At 35.2% G+C, this 16,775-nt stretch carries 12 protein-coding genes; all 12 read right to left on the bottom strand.

Annotated elements, in window-relative coordinates; all coding sequences use genetic code 11:
* Nucleotides 1-18: 18 nt before the first annotated feature.
* The 12 genes from HBB17_RS01840 to HBB17_RS01785 all read right to left on the bottom strand — a co-directional run bounded on the left by HBB17_RS01840 (nt 19) and on the right by HBB17_RS01785 (nt 16,753).
* Nucleotides 19-774: an alpha/beta hydrolase family protein gene (locus tag HBB17_RS01840; RefSeq protein WP_167955249.1), complete on the bottom strand. Its 756-nt coding sequence runs from the start codon at nt 772-774 to the stop codon at nt 19-21.
* Nucleotides 775-924: 150 nt separating this feature from the next.
* On the bottom strand, nt 925-6,030 hold the full coding sequence (locus HBB17_RS01835; protein ID WP_167955247.1) for a DUF5057 domain-containing protein: 5,106 nt from the start codon (nt 6,028-6,030) through the stop codon (nt 925-927).
* 42 nt (nt 6,031-6,072) lie between these two features.
* Nucleotides 6,073-6,699, bottom strand: a complete 627-nt coding sequence (locus tag HBB17_RS01830; protein ID WP_167955245.1) for a PilW family protein — start codon at nt 6,697-6,699, stop codon at nt 6,073-6,075.
* On the bottom strand, nt 6,699-7,193 hold the full coding sequence (locus HBB17_RS01825) for a pilus assembly FimT family protein (protein WP_167955243.1): 495 nt from the start codon (nt 7,191-7,193) through the stop codon (nt 6,699-6,701). The genes HBB17_RS01830 and HBB17_RS01825 overlap by 1 nt, the downstream gene beginning before the upstream one ends.
* Before the next feature lie 12 nt (nt 7,194-7,205).
* Nucleotides 7,206-9,416 (bottom strand): hypothetical protein, encoded by a 2,211-nt coding sequence (locus tag HBB17_RS01820; RefSeq protein WP_167955242.1) that lies wholly within the window; start codon nt 9,414-9,416, stop codon nt 7,206-7,208.
* A complete protein-coding gene (locus HBB17_RS01815; protein WP_167955240.1) occupies nt 9,416-10,531 on the bottom strand; it encodes a type IV pilus modification PilV family protein in 1,116 nt (371 codons plus the stop codon). Before HBB17_RS01815 ends, HBB17_RS01820 begins: the two co-directional genes overlap by 1 nt.
* 88 nt (nt 10,532-10,619) lie before the next feature.
* A complete protein-coding gene (locus HBB17_RS01810) occupies nt 10,620-11,399 on the bottom strand; it encodes a hypothetical protein (protein ID WP_167955238.1) in 780 nt (259 codons plus the stop codon).
* Between the two features lie 20 nt (nt 11,400-11,419).
* Nucleotides 11,420-13,060: a pilus assembly protein PilM gene (gene pilM, locus HBB17_RS01805; protein ID WP_167955236.1), complete on the bottom strand. Its 1,641-nt coding sequence runs from the start codon at nt 13,058-13,060 to the stop codon at nt 11,420-11,422.
* An 80-nt stretch (nt 13,061-13,140) separates the two neighbouring features.
* Complete coding sequence (locus HBB17_RS01800; protein ID WP_167955234.1) at nt 13,141-13,833, bottom strand: prepilin peptidase; 693 nt, start codon at nt 13,831-13,833, stop codon at nt 13,141-13,143.
* 33 nt (nt 13,834-13,866) lie between these two features.
* The gene (locus tag HBB17_RS01795) at nt 13,867-14,379 is read right to left on the bottom strand and encodes a prepilin-type N-terminal cleavage/methylation domain-containing protein (protein WP_238483651.1); all 513 of its coding nucleotides are present in this window, start codon (nt 14,377-14,379) and stop codon (nt 13,867-13,869) included.
* Between the two features lie 73 nt (nt 14,380-14,452).
* Nucleotides 14,453-15,667, bottom strand: a complete 1,215-nt coding sequence (locus HBB17_RS01790) for a type II secretion system F family protein (RefSeq protein WP_167955232.1) — start codon at nt 15,665-15,667, stop codon at nt 14,453-14,455.
* Between the two features lie 30 nt (nt 15,668-15,697).
* Nucleotides 15,698-16,753 (bottom strand): type IV pilus twitching motility protein PilT, encoded by a 1,056-nt coding sequence (locus HBB17_RS01785; RefSeq protein WP_167955230.1) that lies wholly within the window; start codon nt 16,751-16,753, stop codon nt 15,698-15,700.
* Nucleotides 16,754-16,775: the final 22 nt, after the last annotated feature.

Genomic DNA, 16,775 nt, shown 5'->3' with positions numbered 1-16,775 from the left:
TGCAAACATATATCATATCTACTGATTCTGCTGAACATAACTACAGATTTCTTCCATCAGACGTTTGTCATAATCCCGGGAGAAACCATGTCCCTCACCTGGGTAGATGGTCAACTCGCAATCTGGATACGCTTTCTGTGCTACCTGTGCATAAGACAACTTAACAATACCATCTGCATCACCATGGAAAATCTTCACATGCTTTTCGTACTTGCGAATATAAGAATATACATCAAAATCTGGCAAATCATCAACAAACTTTTGCCCTATGGTCATCCCCATAAAATCAATGGTTTCCCTAACTGGTTGCCCTTTGGCACCTTTCCAATCATCTGGTATGCAAAATGCCGGGAACATTAAGAACAGATTCTTGATCCGTTTACAATCATTCGCTGCTACTAATGCAGATATGAATCCTCCTTGACTGGCTCCCAAAAGATAGATCTGATTCCGATCAATTCCCTGTAAGGAAGAAATTTGGTCAATAACAGCTTTTAGGTCCGCTTGTTCAGTTTTAATGCTCATCTCCACCGGTGAACCACTACTTTTGGAAGCAACACTACCACCACAAAAATCAAAACAGTAACTGGCTATACCATGTTCTGCAAATTGTCTGCTAAACCATGCCATGGATTCATAGTTTGCATTATACCCATGACTACAGATAATCACCGGAAGTTCTCCTGTTGTATTCTTTGGTGTCATTAATTTTCCATAGATTGTTTTCTCATCATAGTAACAGAAAAGCTCTTTTTCATCATATTCATATTTCATCAATAACGCCTCCTTTCAATTATCATAAAACATTCCAAGAAAAATGAAAACATATTTCTGAAAAGCTTTATAATTTTGAAAAAAGACATATGTTCATGCAAGCATAAAACACACGTCTTTTTTCTTGAAAATCGATTCCCTTACAAAATCCTAATTCATATCAAACAAATTTCTGTTTACAAAATTAATGATCATGTCATTTTCTACTGCATTCTTTCCTTTTAAGGTTGATACATAGTAGATTCGAATCTTCAGTTTCATCTTCTTACTTCCTGGTGATAGTTGTGAGAAGAGATCAACTGGAACAGCAATGTGATACAATTTATCCATTTGCTCCTCATCTGATCCGATAGAGTCACTCGCTTCTACTTTAATCTTACCTTCCGTTAACGGTAGTACATACTCTGGGTCTTGCACAGTTGTTGTTTCAATATAACTGGTACAATCCACATCGTTTCCGTTATCTTCATTGACATAGTATTTCACAGATAAATCTGCATTCATATCAAGATTTGGATTCTTAACACGGTAGTAAACGTCTACATAATTCTTTCCATCTCGTTCTTCACCACTGACATTCGTATAAACCTTATCATTCATGCTACTATACTTCTTCACATCATAATCTACATAAAAGAACTGTTCTCCATCTTTTGTTGTACCAACATTTTCATTCGTTATATTAATACTTGGTTTGTCAGAAGCCGCTTTGTAAGCAGCAATCATTGTATTAATGAATAATTTTGCTTCCATTTCAGTAGGATTTGAAGCATGTCCCACACCAGAGTAGGTGATGTTTCCTTTATTATAGATATAATAGTTGTTTCGTACATCATTTGGTAAGATATTATATCGTAAATTTGCTGTTTCTGATCCATCTCCTGCTAACGCAAACCATACAACAACATCATCTCCCATATCAATCTGATAGTACTGGGAATGCGTAATGGATACTCTAAAATTATCAATAATCTTATATGGATAATTGGTAATCTGTCCTTCATTAATCTTTTGTATGGTTTGCGTTCTTGCCCAGTCAGAACAGCCATTGTTTCTATTCTTTAATTGATTAATCGGTGTATTAATTGGACTCGCATATTGGTTAAAAGTAGGATATTTATAATAATCGTTATCACTTGTCTTTAAAGCCATCTTCTGCAATAACTGTGTTGTAAATCCCTGTAGTTCTGTTAACTTTTCCGGAGCAGTCATGGTATTCTTATCCCAGAATTCTCCATAATCTACATCTTCACTATCTACCTTCGGTGTAATACCAAAACGGTCCATTCCACATAACAACCGATACTCTGGGTTATTATCTCCACCACAGGCAACGTCAGGTGATCCCGTATCTCCACCATAGATATTATATAGACGTGTACTAGAAGATACATTGGAGAATATTGTTGTATCATGGGTAAACAGGATACATTTCCCTTCATCAGCAAATTCTACAATCTTATCCACCGCCTTTTGACTGTTGATATAGGTCATACAATCTGCAAAACCAATGATGATCATATTGAAATCATCCAAATAGTTTTCATTCTGGTTAATCTTATTCACATAATCATAAGTAGTTATCGTTGTTACATCCAAAATAAAATCATTCAAGTTTGTTCCATATGTATAGTAATAATTTTTTGAATCCTGATAATCATTATCTCTCGAACGAAATTGTTCTTGTAGATTTAACGTACTTCCAGATGATTTATTAATCTGTAATATTTTAACTTTTTCCTTGTCCACTGATTTTTTCTCAATGGCAGTGTACCCATTTACTGAAGTTCGAATATAACCATTATCGATATCCTTATCCGTCGTATTCCGTATGATTTCTAATTTCCAAGGAATAACCCCTGCATAGCCATCCGGTAATTCCCTTGCTACGGTAAAGGTAGATGAATCTGTATCATTTCCTAATACTAATTGATCCGCTTCTACTTTCTTACTTCCCTTCTTTACAACAATATCTTTCATCAATTCATTATCTGTGAAGCGACCATCCGCATCAACATCGAGATATAATTTCACTGAATAGGTTAGGTTGGACGCCACAAGTGCCATCTTATCGGTTATGGTAAACTTATAATCTAATTCATACTTTCCCTTTGCATTCGGTGACAGATAGGTTGCATTTAATTGTATTTTCCCATATTGATATGTTTCATCACATGAATACTCCGTTGGGCAACTCACTAGATCCAAATGCAATTTTGGAATTGCCAAATACGTCTTAAAATAAGATGCTGCAACTTTCTCTTCTTCATTTGTTGCTACCCAAGTCTTACTAAAGATATTGGACTGTGCTACATTCGTTCTGCCCAAACAATACTCTGCGAATTTGTACATATAGGATACGCCATCTAGATACGTACGGTTTGGTTCCTTATTCCCGCTGTAGGTCTTATAGAAGCCATCTTCCAATAATACTGGATAATTTCCTTCCACGTAATTCACTAAATCATTATACTTCACCTTTGTTATATCATTACCGGAATATCTCTGATTACCAACTCCTGTTTCGACATACTTACCCTTACTAGTAGTCCAAAAAAATGTTTCATCTTTAAGGCCAAGTTTTTTGCCAGCATAGTTTTTATAGTAGTCCTGATCAAGCAAACCTAATAAGTCCGTACTACATTTGACTACATCACCAACATGACAATAGATTTTTCCATTCATTCTACTATCATTATATACCGTTTCTCCTTTTACCGTATTCATTCCTTCCGTACTTAAACCAATATAGATCATGTCATATACGGTATTCAAATCTTCGATTTTTCCATCGAATTCACTGGAATTCATACATACGATGTTAATATCATAATTCTTATAGTCATCCAAATCTGCATTAGAATCTTTCGGTACAAGATTAAAGTATCGTACCCAGCTCTCTACATCTTGTTCAATGATCTCTTTTAATTCAAAAGAATTACATGGTTGGATTTCAAGAATGGTAACTGAAGTTTTCTTAATTAACTCCCTCTTGTTTTCATAATTGAGGATATAACGGATGATATTATCTACCGTTAATGATTCACCATATGGAGCAACCCCATTCGCCACACGAACAATGTCTTCATTCTGTAGATCCTCTAATATATCAGAAAAGTTATCACGGTACGATTTCAACGAATAATTAGGATCTTCTGTAAAATTATTATTAAATAACACATTTTCAGAGCCACTGTACCCAAACACATTCTCATAAACACGAGGTTGCGTATTATTGCTTCCAATAATCTTCTTATACAGCATTCCAACGTTATTGCTTTCTCCGACTCTAGATAATAAGGAGGTATCATATACCATTGGTGCTCTTGGCAATGTTGTGTCTCCAACTGTTACATTTTTTGTGATTCGATTTGCAATTGCTTTCATTGTTGCATTGGTAAAATCATTATTCTTGAAGGTCAGTTTATCCTTGATGGAATCAAAATTCTTATATTTCGGTTCCTGTTCTTCTAAGGAATCTGTCTTATATGTTGTGGTCATTCGTTCATCAGCGGATAAAGCCATTCCTTCTTTCGAGAAGTTTTCATAGCTCCACATAAAGAATGGACTATGATTATAATTATCCGATACAAAGAACATATTGGCATGATTAATTATACTGTCTGAGCCTTTCTCAATGTAGTCCTCATTTAACTCATCTGGCGTCATTGTTACTACTTTTATCTTAAATTTCTCTGCCTGCTCTTCACTTAATCCCAAGATTGTTGTCTTGAAACGATCACTATTATCCAAGCCACCCTTAAAACAGAAGCTTCCTGTTTTCTTAATCAAAACATCTTTACAATATACTTTCGTTGCATTGTAATCCGTCACTGGGAAAGGATCCACATCATCTTCCACCCAGGTGTAATCACCATTTCCCTTGTCATACGTGAATATATCACCACGGTATGAGTCAAGATTTCTTAATTCCAGTACATAACCACCATTTGGAGCGGTTGTTTTAACATATCTGGTTTTACCGCTATAGTAACCACTTCCACTTTCTACTTTGTAACTCTGGTCAACATAATAGTATCTGTTATGCTCTTTTACTTTTTTACTCTCATCAATTGCAGTAAAGCCAACAACACTAGAACTTCCACCATCATAATTATAGTACACAAAATCGTTACTACTTCTTATATAATAGAGACTCATCAAACTAGAATCATCCATACTGATATCATTTAATTCTTCCAACTCATAACAACCGTTTTCATCTGGTTTAAATGTGATGTTATATCGACCTTCCTTATTCTGATTAAATGTATACTCACATTCCCCATTCTCATCAAGAACTTCATTACCAAGTTCATCTACTTTTTTATCGTAGAAACCTTCCAGTTCTGAAAGCATCACCACTTCATCTACGGAATAGTGTGCAACACTCTTATCACTTTGATCTGATATGATAAATTTTGCACAGATTTCAACTGCATCCATCTGGGCTTCACTGGTAATTGCTTCATACTGTGGAACCTGAACTTCACTATAGAGATTTTTCTTGTCTGTTTCTGTTCCATCATTCTGTTTCGCATTGTTTACAACGTATGCTTGTTCATTCTTATGATTTTTTGCATAATCATAAACAAAAGTAACCAGATATTCTCCTGTTGAATCTTGTACATACGTATCTACTTCTTTTTTATATTGTGCTCTTTCCTTATAACTACTAGATTCTACAGGTTCGAAACGATAATAGTTTCCAGAATCTTCTGTATAATTGATACTCAGATCATCACTAAATCGATAATCTCCATCTCCATTATTCTCAAAGGAATAATACCCTGATTCAAGGGAATTACTTTCATCAGAGGAGTCTACAGCAGTCCATGAACTTGGGTCTGCTGTAGATGGTATTGTTGATTTCTCAACATAGTTATATATATACGATGGAGCTAGAACACCACCAGAATATGGGTCTAAAACCTTCGTATACTGCGTTAATAAGTTTTCGAGAAATGCTTTTCTCTGTTTGTAGGTACCTAGTGTCTGTAAGTATTCCTTCCAGGAAACCGGTTCTTGACCAGACACACTATATCCAATTTCAGCCAATCCCTTATGTGGGACGATCTCAAGAATTGTAAACTGATTATCTTCTGAATTCTCCGTTAAGATTTCATTGATTCCATATGTAACTTCTTTTGCTGATACTTCCGTATTCCCTTTTTGCATAGGAGAATAATTATCAACTGAAACACTGAATGCTAATAGGAGAGCTAATAATAAACAAATTTTCTTCTTCTTTTTCATAACTAAACACCTCGCTCTTATGATTCGATCCAAACCCAACTCCTATTCATAACGTTCATCAGGATTTTTTACATTATCATTTCTTAAGGTTACATAACTTTCACAAGTATAGTTTTCTCCTTTTTTTGTAAATACCAATTTCATGCTGAGCATTCCATTGGAGGCCACCGAATTTAATTTAGTCGTATCAACATCGAATTCACTAACTCCCGCTGACATAAGATTTTCATCCTTTATTTTACTAATACATGAAATGACATGTGCTTGATTTCCATACTGTGCACTAGTTCTTGCTTCTTCCAATAGATAGAGCTTCTTACTAGCAGGGTCATATAAGATAACTTGTACATTATTGCTATTATAAATTACTAAAGCTCGATATGATTTTCCTGATACTACCAACTTTCGATTATCGGAAGAAGTTGGCATTCCAAATGCAACTGCTCCTCGTTCAGCGTTCATGACCATTTCCCGTATCTGATTGTAGGTAGTCTGTGATTCCATCTGCAGGTCAACTTCCGCACTTATCGTATTATAGAACTGCGTTCCTGACTGGAGGAATGAAAACGCGATAAGGGAAACAATTCCTGCTAAGGCCATTACGATAATCAATTCCACTAACGTAAGACCTTGATTATTAAGTTTTTTCACTGTTCTCTCTTCCTCCATTAGCGTATAAAATGCCTCCCTGTCACATTCGCAATAACGATCTGTTTCTGTCTACTATTTGAAACAAAACGGATCTGATCATATACTCGATCATTGCTATATTTTCCATTGCTTGCATTATAAGCAATTCGCACAAAATCGCTTCCTTCTAAGCATTTGAAGTCTTCCGAACCCTTAATGCGATATTGAATTTCTAAATCTTTTCTTCCTAGTTTATTCCCGTCAACTAACTCATTATACGGTGTATCATCTGCTGCAAATTGGTAATAATAATAGCTTCCTCTTTTGTAGATAAATAAAGAATATGCCTTATCTTTGCTCAATGTAACGATACGAAGTTTCTTCATTTCCCCATCAATGGTCTTTGATACCTGGTTTACATTGGATTTCATTAGACTAGAGAAACTCATCGTTACACCTAGCATTAGGATGCCTACAATGGCGAATACAATAAGTAATTCAATTACAGTAAATCCTTGATTTTCTTTTTTCATACTGTATCCTCTCTAATATCTCTTCCAATTTTGTATACTGATCAATTCATGTATGTTAATTTCTGTATCCTCACCACTACTAGTGTCTTGCATAGCATTTTGTAACTCTTTAAAATACTTGATTACTCCAGGATTTGATGGTTCGAGTAATTGATAAACGGTATATTTATCTGCTGTTAGCTTATGTCCTCCTAAGAATCGTATTCCTCCTTTGGAAATGATGGTTCCTGTAAAATCCATATCCACAATTACTTCACCCGTTGCTACAATAATTCCTTTTCCAGATAATCCATTAAATTCATTACTTACTCGGAATGCCGTTGTTGGGTTGTTCACAAATACCGCTTTCGTATCCCCATCGTACGCATATACTTCAGGGTCTGTTCCCGCTGCTTTGAATTGTGATTGATCAATATACTTATCAAATAATGAAGTATTGGCTGTTGCTTCACCCACTGAACCACTATTATATAAATTATAAATCATGGATTCATATTGATTTTTGTAGAGATTACAAGTTGCCTCTACACTTGCTGGATCTTCTGTATATACAAGATTGGCTTCCTTCTCATCTTTATCATACGAGGTAAGATTACCCACAATCGTATAGATATCTAGATTCTCATTCAAACGAATGCTATCGACATACAACTTTGTTCGTTCATCAATTCGATTTTTGTTCTGTTCACAATATTCTTTGAAGTATTCATTTGCTAACTTTTCTGAGCGGAATTCAAAATAATAGTACACCTGCTGTTGTCCTGCTTTATCAAATACAACAACTTTCTTATATCCTGGTGTTGTGGTAGTTAATTTCAAATATCGTAAAATACTACCGTTCTCTCTTTCTTCCGCTTCTTTTCCAGCATACATTGCTTGATAATTTGATAAATACGTCTTATAGGCATTCCCAGTATTTTGAAAATTTCGCTCCTCTTTCGGACGGAAATCAACTTCAATTTCATTCGCTCCTAAACCACTTTGTATCGTTAACGGATTACTTCCTCCACGAATATATTCTTCTGGTATAAGATAAGCAATTTGATTTCCCTTAACCGCCAGTGACTCACCTACTAATACTCCTCTATCTGTACCTGATACACCTACATCAATATAAGCACGCCCAGCTAACATTAACCGCGTTACATCAGATAAATCTAAAGTGGATTTTCTTCCATTAATAATCATAGCACTACTTTCCATCGGAAATTCTGTGCTATTACCAAATCCAAAATACTCTCCTTCAATCTGTACTTCATTATTCAGTTTTGCATCAAGTACCAGATCGTTCTTTACATAACATTTACCATTCTCAATCGTTAACGTTGTTTTTGCTTCTGTATCTGGATTCATCTCACTTGAAGTTTTAATTGTATCAGCCCAAACATGACAATAGGAATCTTGTCCAGCCATTTGAATGGTTGCCCCTGTATCTGCTGCAATCGTATTCCGTGTAACAACATTATCTGACTTAAAATCAATCTCACTATCATTTCCTTTGGACACAATTCCCTTACCTGCATAGACACTTCCTGTAATATCAACCTTCTGTGACTGGTCATTTGTCAAATAATCATCGGTGATAATGGAATAATCTCCTAATGTCAGGTAAAATCCCGGGTTTTGAAATTTCAAATTTGGTATATTAATTTCAAAGTCAAGTTGTGTCTTTGATACATAACCGTCTTTGGTTTTACACTCAATACGAAGATTTTTCAAGGTAATTTGGCTATAATTGACTTTATCAATGTAGACCCCAGCATTATTTCCTAATGACAATACAACGTTCTCTATTTTCCCATCACCCGTATTCGTTAGATATTTTTGCAAAACGTCTAATTTATAAGGCTTTATACTCGTATCAGAATCTACGTAAGTTTTTTCTGTATAAAATTCAAAAAGGATAGCAATAATTCTTCTTCCATATTCCTCTTCCAGAGCATCATTACTTATTTTCCCAAACTTTGGTAATACTTCTTCATATGCAATCCCTAGGGCATCACCCAATTCTCCTTCGATTCCCGCCTGAATTTCATCAACATATCGCTCCGCCTCATAAAACGTTTCTTTGGAACGACGATCCATTTGTTTCATCTGTACATTCATTACAGTTAACGTTAGTAGAATAACAACAAAAGAAGAGATCAAAAGCATGAGCAATAATACACTCGCTAATGTAAAACCTTTATTGTCCTTTTGCAAAGAAGAACTCGTTCTATTCATCACCATTCCTCCTTTGTTGTCATGAATTCTACCAATGGTTTTGTCCAATCACCCTTATTATAGATCTTAATTGTAATCTTATAGATTCGATTCGGTACATCACCCAATTTAGGTGCTAATGTGTTTGTATCTTCACCTGTATGTATATTCACAGTTCCCAAATACGTCTGACTCAGATTCGAATAAAAGGTTAAGCAGGATTTCCCATTTTTCTTATAATCCACGATTCCTCGAACTTGTTTTCCTAACTGCATCTTAAATGTAGCATCCAGAAGATATCCAGTAGCCGCCTTTGTCTCTCCACGTTTTACTATATAAACATTTGCAACTTTTTTTGCTTTATTGATTACATACAGATTATCTTGATGAAGCATATCGCTATAGTCTTGTTCAATGGAATCATAGAAGAAATATATGTTATTCAAATTTTCAATTTCTTTTGAGTACACTGCCAACTCTATTTTCTGATCATCCGGCAATAGTTTCGTACTATCACATGTGTATATAAAACTAGACTCTATAATCACCCGATTACTTTTTGTTCCAGGTAATATCTCAATCTTCATATTCTTCTGCATGATCGCACGTATCTCAGCCACATTTGCAAATGCGGTCATAGTTGGATTATCCGCTTTTGCTGCTTTACTATATTCCAAGAACGTTGCTGCTGCCGTATCGTCCTCACTTCCTTGTGTAATGATTGCATTGGAATTGCCATACACTTCTGATACAGTAGGAAATGAATGATCATTGATCAATTCGGAGCTAGTCCCATTCTTATAGCTAGCATCTGTTGGATCCATGATAATCTGAACATTGTACTTCTTTCCTTGTGACACGAATGACTCTAATCGGTAGTTAAGTACACTACCATTTGTACGATCTTCTGTAATCTCTGTCCAACTTTTTATCGTTTCCAGTGTTTCTGCTTTCACTCGTTCTGATATATTTTCCGCTACCATTGTCGCCTTCTGTTTCTGTTTTGCTCTCGCATTCATCTTTACAGAAAACAGGAAACTATTCAATAATGGAATCACAATTATAGCTAATACAGCAATACTGATCAGTAATTCAATTAACGTTACTCCTCTGTCGTCTTTCCTGAATTTATGCATTCTATTTTCTTCCACAATTTAATCCCCCGTCTTAGCTAAAATGATGCTTGTACTCGTTCGATACATTCAAGTGGGAAGTTGGATTTACCTATTTCTGGGTATTGAATATATTATCTTTTCCAACTGGATTTTGTGGAATACTTGTTCCTTCATATTCAACTCCAGTATTCTTAATATAGTAAACCTCCACTGTCACATCACTGCTTAAGTCACCCGTCTCATCATAATTTGTTCTAAGATTGGTAATATGTAACTTATACCCACCTTTTGTAATATGCTTAATAAGATCTTTAAAACCTTCATACGATGTTTTTGTCGTAATATCGAGTAAGATTTTATAGCCAATTGGATTTGTCCCAACACTACTCTCAGTTGCACTTTCTGTGATTTCCTGCCCCTGGCTTTCCTCTGTTTCTTGGTTTCCATTCAAATCCTGAGTTTCTTCTGTATCCTGAATCTCTTCTATATTCTTATTCTCCTGTGTTTCTTCAGCACTTATTATATCTTCTAATTCATCAATCGACATTACATCTGAAAATGTAGCATTATTAATTGAAACATCATAATCATCTTCTGCTTCCTTTATATACATAATTAAGTCTTCTGGTTGTACATCGGAAGGGAATTGGCTGATGATTGTTTCTATTTCCCCGTTCATTCGATCTGTTTCGTCCAAGTAAAATTGCTTTTTACTATTGAATTGCTCTAATTCAGCCAATTTCTCATTTAACCCATTCATATCTTCCTTAATTGTATCCATCTTCGTCTGATTATTGAGATATACACAATAGTAAGATAACAATAAGATCGCAATACCAATAAGTATAATATATACTCGATTACGTTTCACACTAAGAATTTTTTTCATAATGAAGGCTCTCCTTTTTCTTAATTCTCTCCTTCGATTTCTTGATTAACCTGCCCATAGAAACATTCTACTGTATATTTTATACTGGTTAATCCATTTTCATCAGTTTCCTCAATAAAACCAAAGTTTGTAACATTACAAAAACATTCACATTCTCGTAAAGAGTTTATCGTTTTCGCAATAATTTCTTTTCTATCCGTTTCAAGATTTAATACAACACTACTGTCTGTAACATCTAATGCTTCAATTCTTGCTTTCGTTGGCAATTTTTCTTCTAACGCTTTAATAACATCAACCAGTATGTCGTTATTACCAACAGTTTTACTATAGATATTGGTGTATTGGTTATATAAACTGGTTGTTGTATTATACTCTTTATAAATGTCAACAATCCCTTCTAGCTGTTGTATATTATTCTCTATTTCTTTCTTATCCTCTTTTAATCCGTTATAATCCATGTAGGATTTTACACTTAAGCCAGTGGAAACGATGATACAAACACCAAAAAACAAGGCTGTCATCTGCGCTGCAACTCGGTTCTCCTTCTTTTCCTCAACCTTTGCTTTTTCAATATTAGTAGAATTAATAATCGCACCTACACAAGCCAGATATCGTCCTAACAAGATGGTATCGATGGAATTATTAAACAAGGAGGAAGAAGCGATAAACTTATCATATTGGAGCACCTTTACACCAGTGTGTTTTTCTAGCAGATCATACAGATATTTCAGAGGTAATCCATCACTGGCTAGATAAATTGCTTTTACAGGATTCCCTTCATTTTTTGACGTGTAATAATCTAAGATTCTCATAATGTTATTGACGATGTTATGAACCACCTCATAGGTTTCCTGATAAGCAACATTTCCAGCTGTCACAGCAACCTCCTCTCCAATGACATTCACTTTATTCCCACCCTCATAAGAAACTAGATCCACATCTACCAAGTTCTTTCTTATAAGTTCCACTGCTGTTTCATAAGTTTTCACTTCCAAAACTGGATTGTTCATGACCGTATTGATAATGTTACTGCTTCCATACGGAATCGTTCTCTGTAAAACCATATGACCTTGATTAAGTATGGTAATATATCCATTGTTATCGTTGAGGTGTACAACCATACTGGTTTCTTTACTATCATTTTGTTTGAATAATTGGTAGGAACTGTTTCCTGCAAAGTCCATATTCAGAATTGTAAATCCTAATAATTCAGCAAGATCATAATAGGATTTCACAATTTCATTAGGAACAGCTACAACCAATAAACGAATTTTTTTATCTTTTCCTTCTTCTGTATCTAAAATACTATACGCGATCGTATATTCATCTATCTTAATTGGAAAATAATCACTTGCATTTGACTGTACCAATTGTTTTATTTGCTGCTTCTTTACCTGTGGTACAATTACCTCCCTGCTCGCAATCTTATTGGATGCGATTGTGAATACAACCTTCCGATTGGTTATCTTCTCTATACTTAATTTCTCTTTTATTAATTTACTTAATGCTACTTTTTCTCTTACATAGCCATCTTCCACCAAACCCATTGGTGTTTCAATTGTCATTTCATTATATATATGAATATTTTTTTGATTATAATTGGTCTCACATATTCGTACTAACTTTTCACCAATTTCAATTGCCAATACTTTGTTTCCCATAAACCCTCCTAGCGAAAAGAAGATTTTCTATCTTTTTTCTTCCTTTTCCTGCCTATTTTCTAACATGACGAGCCAAAAAATTACACTTGCAACGCATGTTGGAGATACCATTGAATGATCTGTTCCCCCCATAACATGGTTGTATATATTCCGATTGCCAAATAAGGTCCTAACGCTAATACATGATTTTCTTTTGTGATTTTCATTCGTAATATATGTATAATGGAACCAATAACACATGCAACGAAGAATGCAATAACAATTTTCGATGCTCCTAATACTAGACCTGCTGAAGCCATTAGTTTAATATCTCCACCACCAATTGCCGCTCCTCGGGATACCCAATATATTAGATAGAGCAACACACTAATGACAAAAAATCCAAACACATTATGAATACGATTCGGATAATCAATTACCAAATTCAAAACACCTGCAATAAAGATACTTTTGTTAAGGATAAATGGTATCTCAAAGGTATACCAGTCAATCACACTGATCATCAATAGGAATGTTGCAACCAAACAGTAGATCAAACTATCCAAACGATAACCAAATTGGTACACAATGAGAAGATAGGAAGCTCCATTCAACCCCTCGACGAGAGGGGTTGAAAAAAGTTTCCTTTTATGATATGTAGGATTGTTATCTTCTTCCACTTCTTCCTTTGCAGTGTTAAAGTATTTATTTACTATATTCTCACAACATTTTTTGACATATTTTCCAAATACAACTCCCATTACTAATACACTACAATATAATAATCCGTACATATCGTCACTTACTTTCTTTATTATTACTGTTGTTTATTTCGTATCTGCATTCTTTTCCCATTTAATTTCTTTTGTAGATCCATTAATTGTAAATGTTACACCAGATTTATATTCTTTTGATTTAAAACGAACTGTCTTATTCATATTCTCGTTTAACTCAAGATTAAACTCTGGTATTTGACCATCATCATTAGGATTATCAGTTTTAGTAGCACTAACTCTTGTTGATCCAGTAATACTACGGTCACCTGCACTAGTTACTGATGTAAAATCTCCACTATTAGTGAAATTAATTGTTACATCTACTGATCCAGTTGAATCCCATGCTGCTTCATCAGCTAATGCACTTTGAATAGATGACTTAATTGAATCAATTGTTTGAAGGTCGACGCTCTTTCTAGATTTTTCGATGTATCTCATAAATTGTGGCGCTACTACTACTGTTAAAATTGCCATAATGGCGATAACAACGATTAATTCAACTAATGAAAAACCTTTGTTATTTAATTTTTTTCTTTGCTCTTTCATTTCATTCATTTTTTTCATAATCTTCACCTTTCACTTTTTCATTTTATATTAATACCTGACATACTCCGGAATATGTCAGATTATTAACCGGTTACATATCTTCCATGCCACTGTACATAGATAACATTGGAGACATAACTGCTGCAATGATTACACAAACGATTGCTGCTAATACTAATATGATTATAGGTTCCATTGCGGCGGTAAGTGTTTGTGTTTGAAGTTCAACTTCTTCATCATAATAATCCGCAACTTTGTCCAGCATATGATCCACACCACCTGTTTCTTCTCCAATACGGATCATGTGATGTACCAATGGTGGGAACACTCCACTTGCTTTAATCGGCTCCGATAGGGGAACCCCCTTCTCAACTTCTTCTTTACTATGGATCAACGCTTGTTTTACTAGCAAGTTTGACATTGACTTCGCTGTAATATCAATTGCATTCACAAGCGGAATTCCTGAGGACATTAACGTACTTAATGTTCTTGCCAGACGTGCTGACGATGACTTAACAGTGAGAGCTCCCAGCAATGGTGCTCTTAATCCAATCTTTGCAAAGACAATCTTTCCTTGTTCACTGGTTCGATATAATTGAAAGATCGTAATTACTAAGGCAACTACACCAACGCAGATATACCATTTATGTATTAAAAAATTACTTGCATTCACGACTGCTACTGTAATTGCCGGCATCTTTGTTCCCATTTCATCAAACATATCTTGAAATTGTGGTATTACAAATACCAACATGATTATGATAACGATGGTTGCTACAATGGCGATGGCACAAGGATAAATCATTGCTTTTTTCATGATTCCTGATAATTTGGCACTCTTTTCAAAATGTGTCGCCATACGTTCAAAAGATGTTTCCAAACTACCAGAAGCCTCCCCCGCTTCTACCATATTAATCAACAAATCAGGGAACACATCACTGTGGCTTCGCATTGCTTCGGAAAGCGTTTCCCCTTTTTCAATCCCATTTTTCGTATCACTTATAGCTTGTTGTAATTTTTTATTCTTTGTCTGTTCACTTAACATTTCCAAAGCACTGGTTACTGTAACGCCAGCATTTAAAATACTTACAAACTGTCTACAGAATACGCTGAGATCTCTTGGTTTTACTCTCCCCGTTATACCAAAATTAATCTCTTTATCTAGAACTCCCTGCTCAGCTACTTTAATGGGAGTTAACCCCTCCATCTTTAGAAATTCCTGCGCTTTTTCCAATGAGGCTGCTTCAATACCGCCTTTTTTTCTTTTACCAGCTGCATTTACTGCCAAATACGTGTAATTTGACATGTTCTATCTCCTTTCATTCTCCTATCCTGACTACACCATTTTCTTAGCCAATACTGTAGGATCTTGAGCATATGCCAATGCATATTTCATATCAATCAGCTGTCTGTTATACAGCTCTAACAGAAAATCATCCATTAATACCATGCCATCTCGTCTAGAAGTCTGCATGATCGTGGCGATCTGGTTTCCTTTTCCTTCACGAATGAGATTCTGAATGGCAATACTATTAAACATTACTTCAAATGCTGCAACTCGACCACTCTTATCTTTCTTTGGTATTAATTGCTGTGATACCACACAACGTAGAACGCCTGATAACTGAACACGAATCTGTTGTTGTTGATGTGGTGGAAATACATCTATGATACGGTCGATGGTACTTACTGCTCCTATTGTATGCAAAGTTGAGAAAACCAAGTGACCGGTTTCAGCTGCTGTAATTGCAATTGAGATTGTATCAAAATCTCTCATCTCACCAACAAGTATTACATCTGGATCTTGTCGTAATGCAGCACGTAAAGCAGCTGCATAACTCATCGTATCACTACCAATCTCTCTCTGATTGATAATGGATTTGTTATGTTCATGCAAATACTCAATTGGATCCTCCAATGTGATAATGTGACGATTACTATTGGTATTGATCTCATTGATCAGTGCTGCTAATGTGGTTGATTTACCACTTCCTGTAGGTCCTGTAACAAGAACCAAACCTGATTTTTTTTCCGTAACATCAACAATGAATTTGGATAGTCCAAGTTCTTCTGGCATTGGAATCTTGTTATTGATCAAACGAATTGCTACTCCATATGTACCTTTTTGTCTGAAAGCATTTACACGAAAACGTCCAAGACCATTAACGGAGTACGAACAATCGATTTCCCCCAATTTTTCAAGTTCTTCCTTCTGTGAATCTGTTAATATATTCATAACCAACATCTCCGTTGTTTCTGGTGATAATACCCCATTCGTAATGCTGATTAAACTTCCATTCACCCTACACTTTGGTGGAATTCCTGCCGCTATATGAAGATCCGATGCTCTCATTTCAACAGCGATTTTTAACATATCTTGTATTAAAAACACTATTTTTACCTCCCGTTCGTTC

Origin of the sequence: Anaerosporobacter faecicola (assembly GCF_012070565.1) — a bacterium.
Taxonomy (GTDB): Bacteria; Bacillota; Clostridia; order Lachnospirales; family Lachnospiraceae; genus Anaerosporobacter; species Anaerosporobacter faecicola.
The sequence above is the reverse complement of the archived record's forward strand: the minus strand, read 5'-3'. Positions and strand labels throughout refer to the sequence as shown.

Bases quoted from the DNA above. Each gene is read 5' to 3' on its own strand.
- HBB17_RS01840 (WP_167955249.1), bottom strand. From the start codon at position 774: ATGAAATATGAATATGATGAAAAAGAGCTTTTCTGTTACTATGATGAG.
- HBB17_RS01835 (WP_167955247.1), bottom strand. From the start codon at position 6,030: ATGAAAAAGAAGAAGAAAATTTGTTTATTATTAGCTCTCCTATTAGCA.
- HBB17_RS01830 (WP_167955245.1), bottom strand. From the start codon at position 6,699: ATGGAGGAAGAGAGAACAGTGAAAAAACTTAATAATCAAGGTCTTACG.
- HBB17_RS01825 (WP_167955243.1), bottom strand. From the start codon at position 7,193: ATGAAAAAAGAAAATCAAGGATTTACTGTAATTGAATTACTTATTGTA.
- HBB17_RS01820 (WP_167955242.1), bottom strand. From the start codon at position 9,416: ATGAATAGAACGAGTTCTTCTTTGCAAAAGGACAATAAAGGTTTTACA.
- HBB17_RS01815 (WP_167955240.1), bottom strand. From the start codon at position 10,531: ATGCATAAATTCAGGAAAGACGACAGAGGAGTAACGTTAATTGAATTA.
- HBB17_RS01810 (WP_167955238.1), bottom strand. From the start codon at position 11,399: ATGAAAAAAATTCTTAGTGTGAAACGTAATCGAGTATATATTATACTT.
- pilM (WP_167955236.1), bottom strand. From the start codon at position 13,060: ATGGGAAACAAAGTATTGGCAATTGAAATTGGTGAAAAGTTAGTACGA.
- HBB17_RS01800 (WP_167955234.1), bottom strand. From the start codon at position 13,833: ATGTACGGATTATTATATTGTAGTGTATTAGTAATGGGAGTTGTATTT.
- HBB17_RS01795 (WP_238483651.1), bottom strand. From the start codon at position 14,379: ATGAAAAAAATGAATGAAATGAAAGAGCAAAGAAAAAAATTAAATAAC.
- HBB17_RS01790 (WP_167955232.1), bottom strand. From the start codon at position 15,667: ATGTCAAATTACACGTATTTGGCAGTAAATGCAGCTGGTAAAAGAAAA.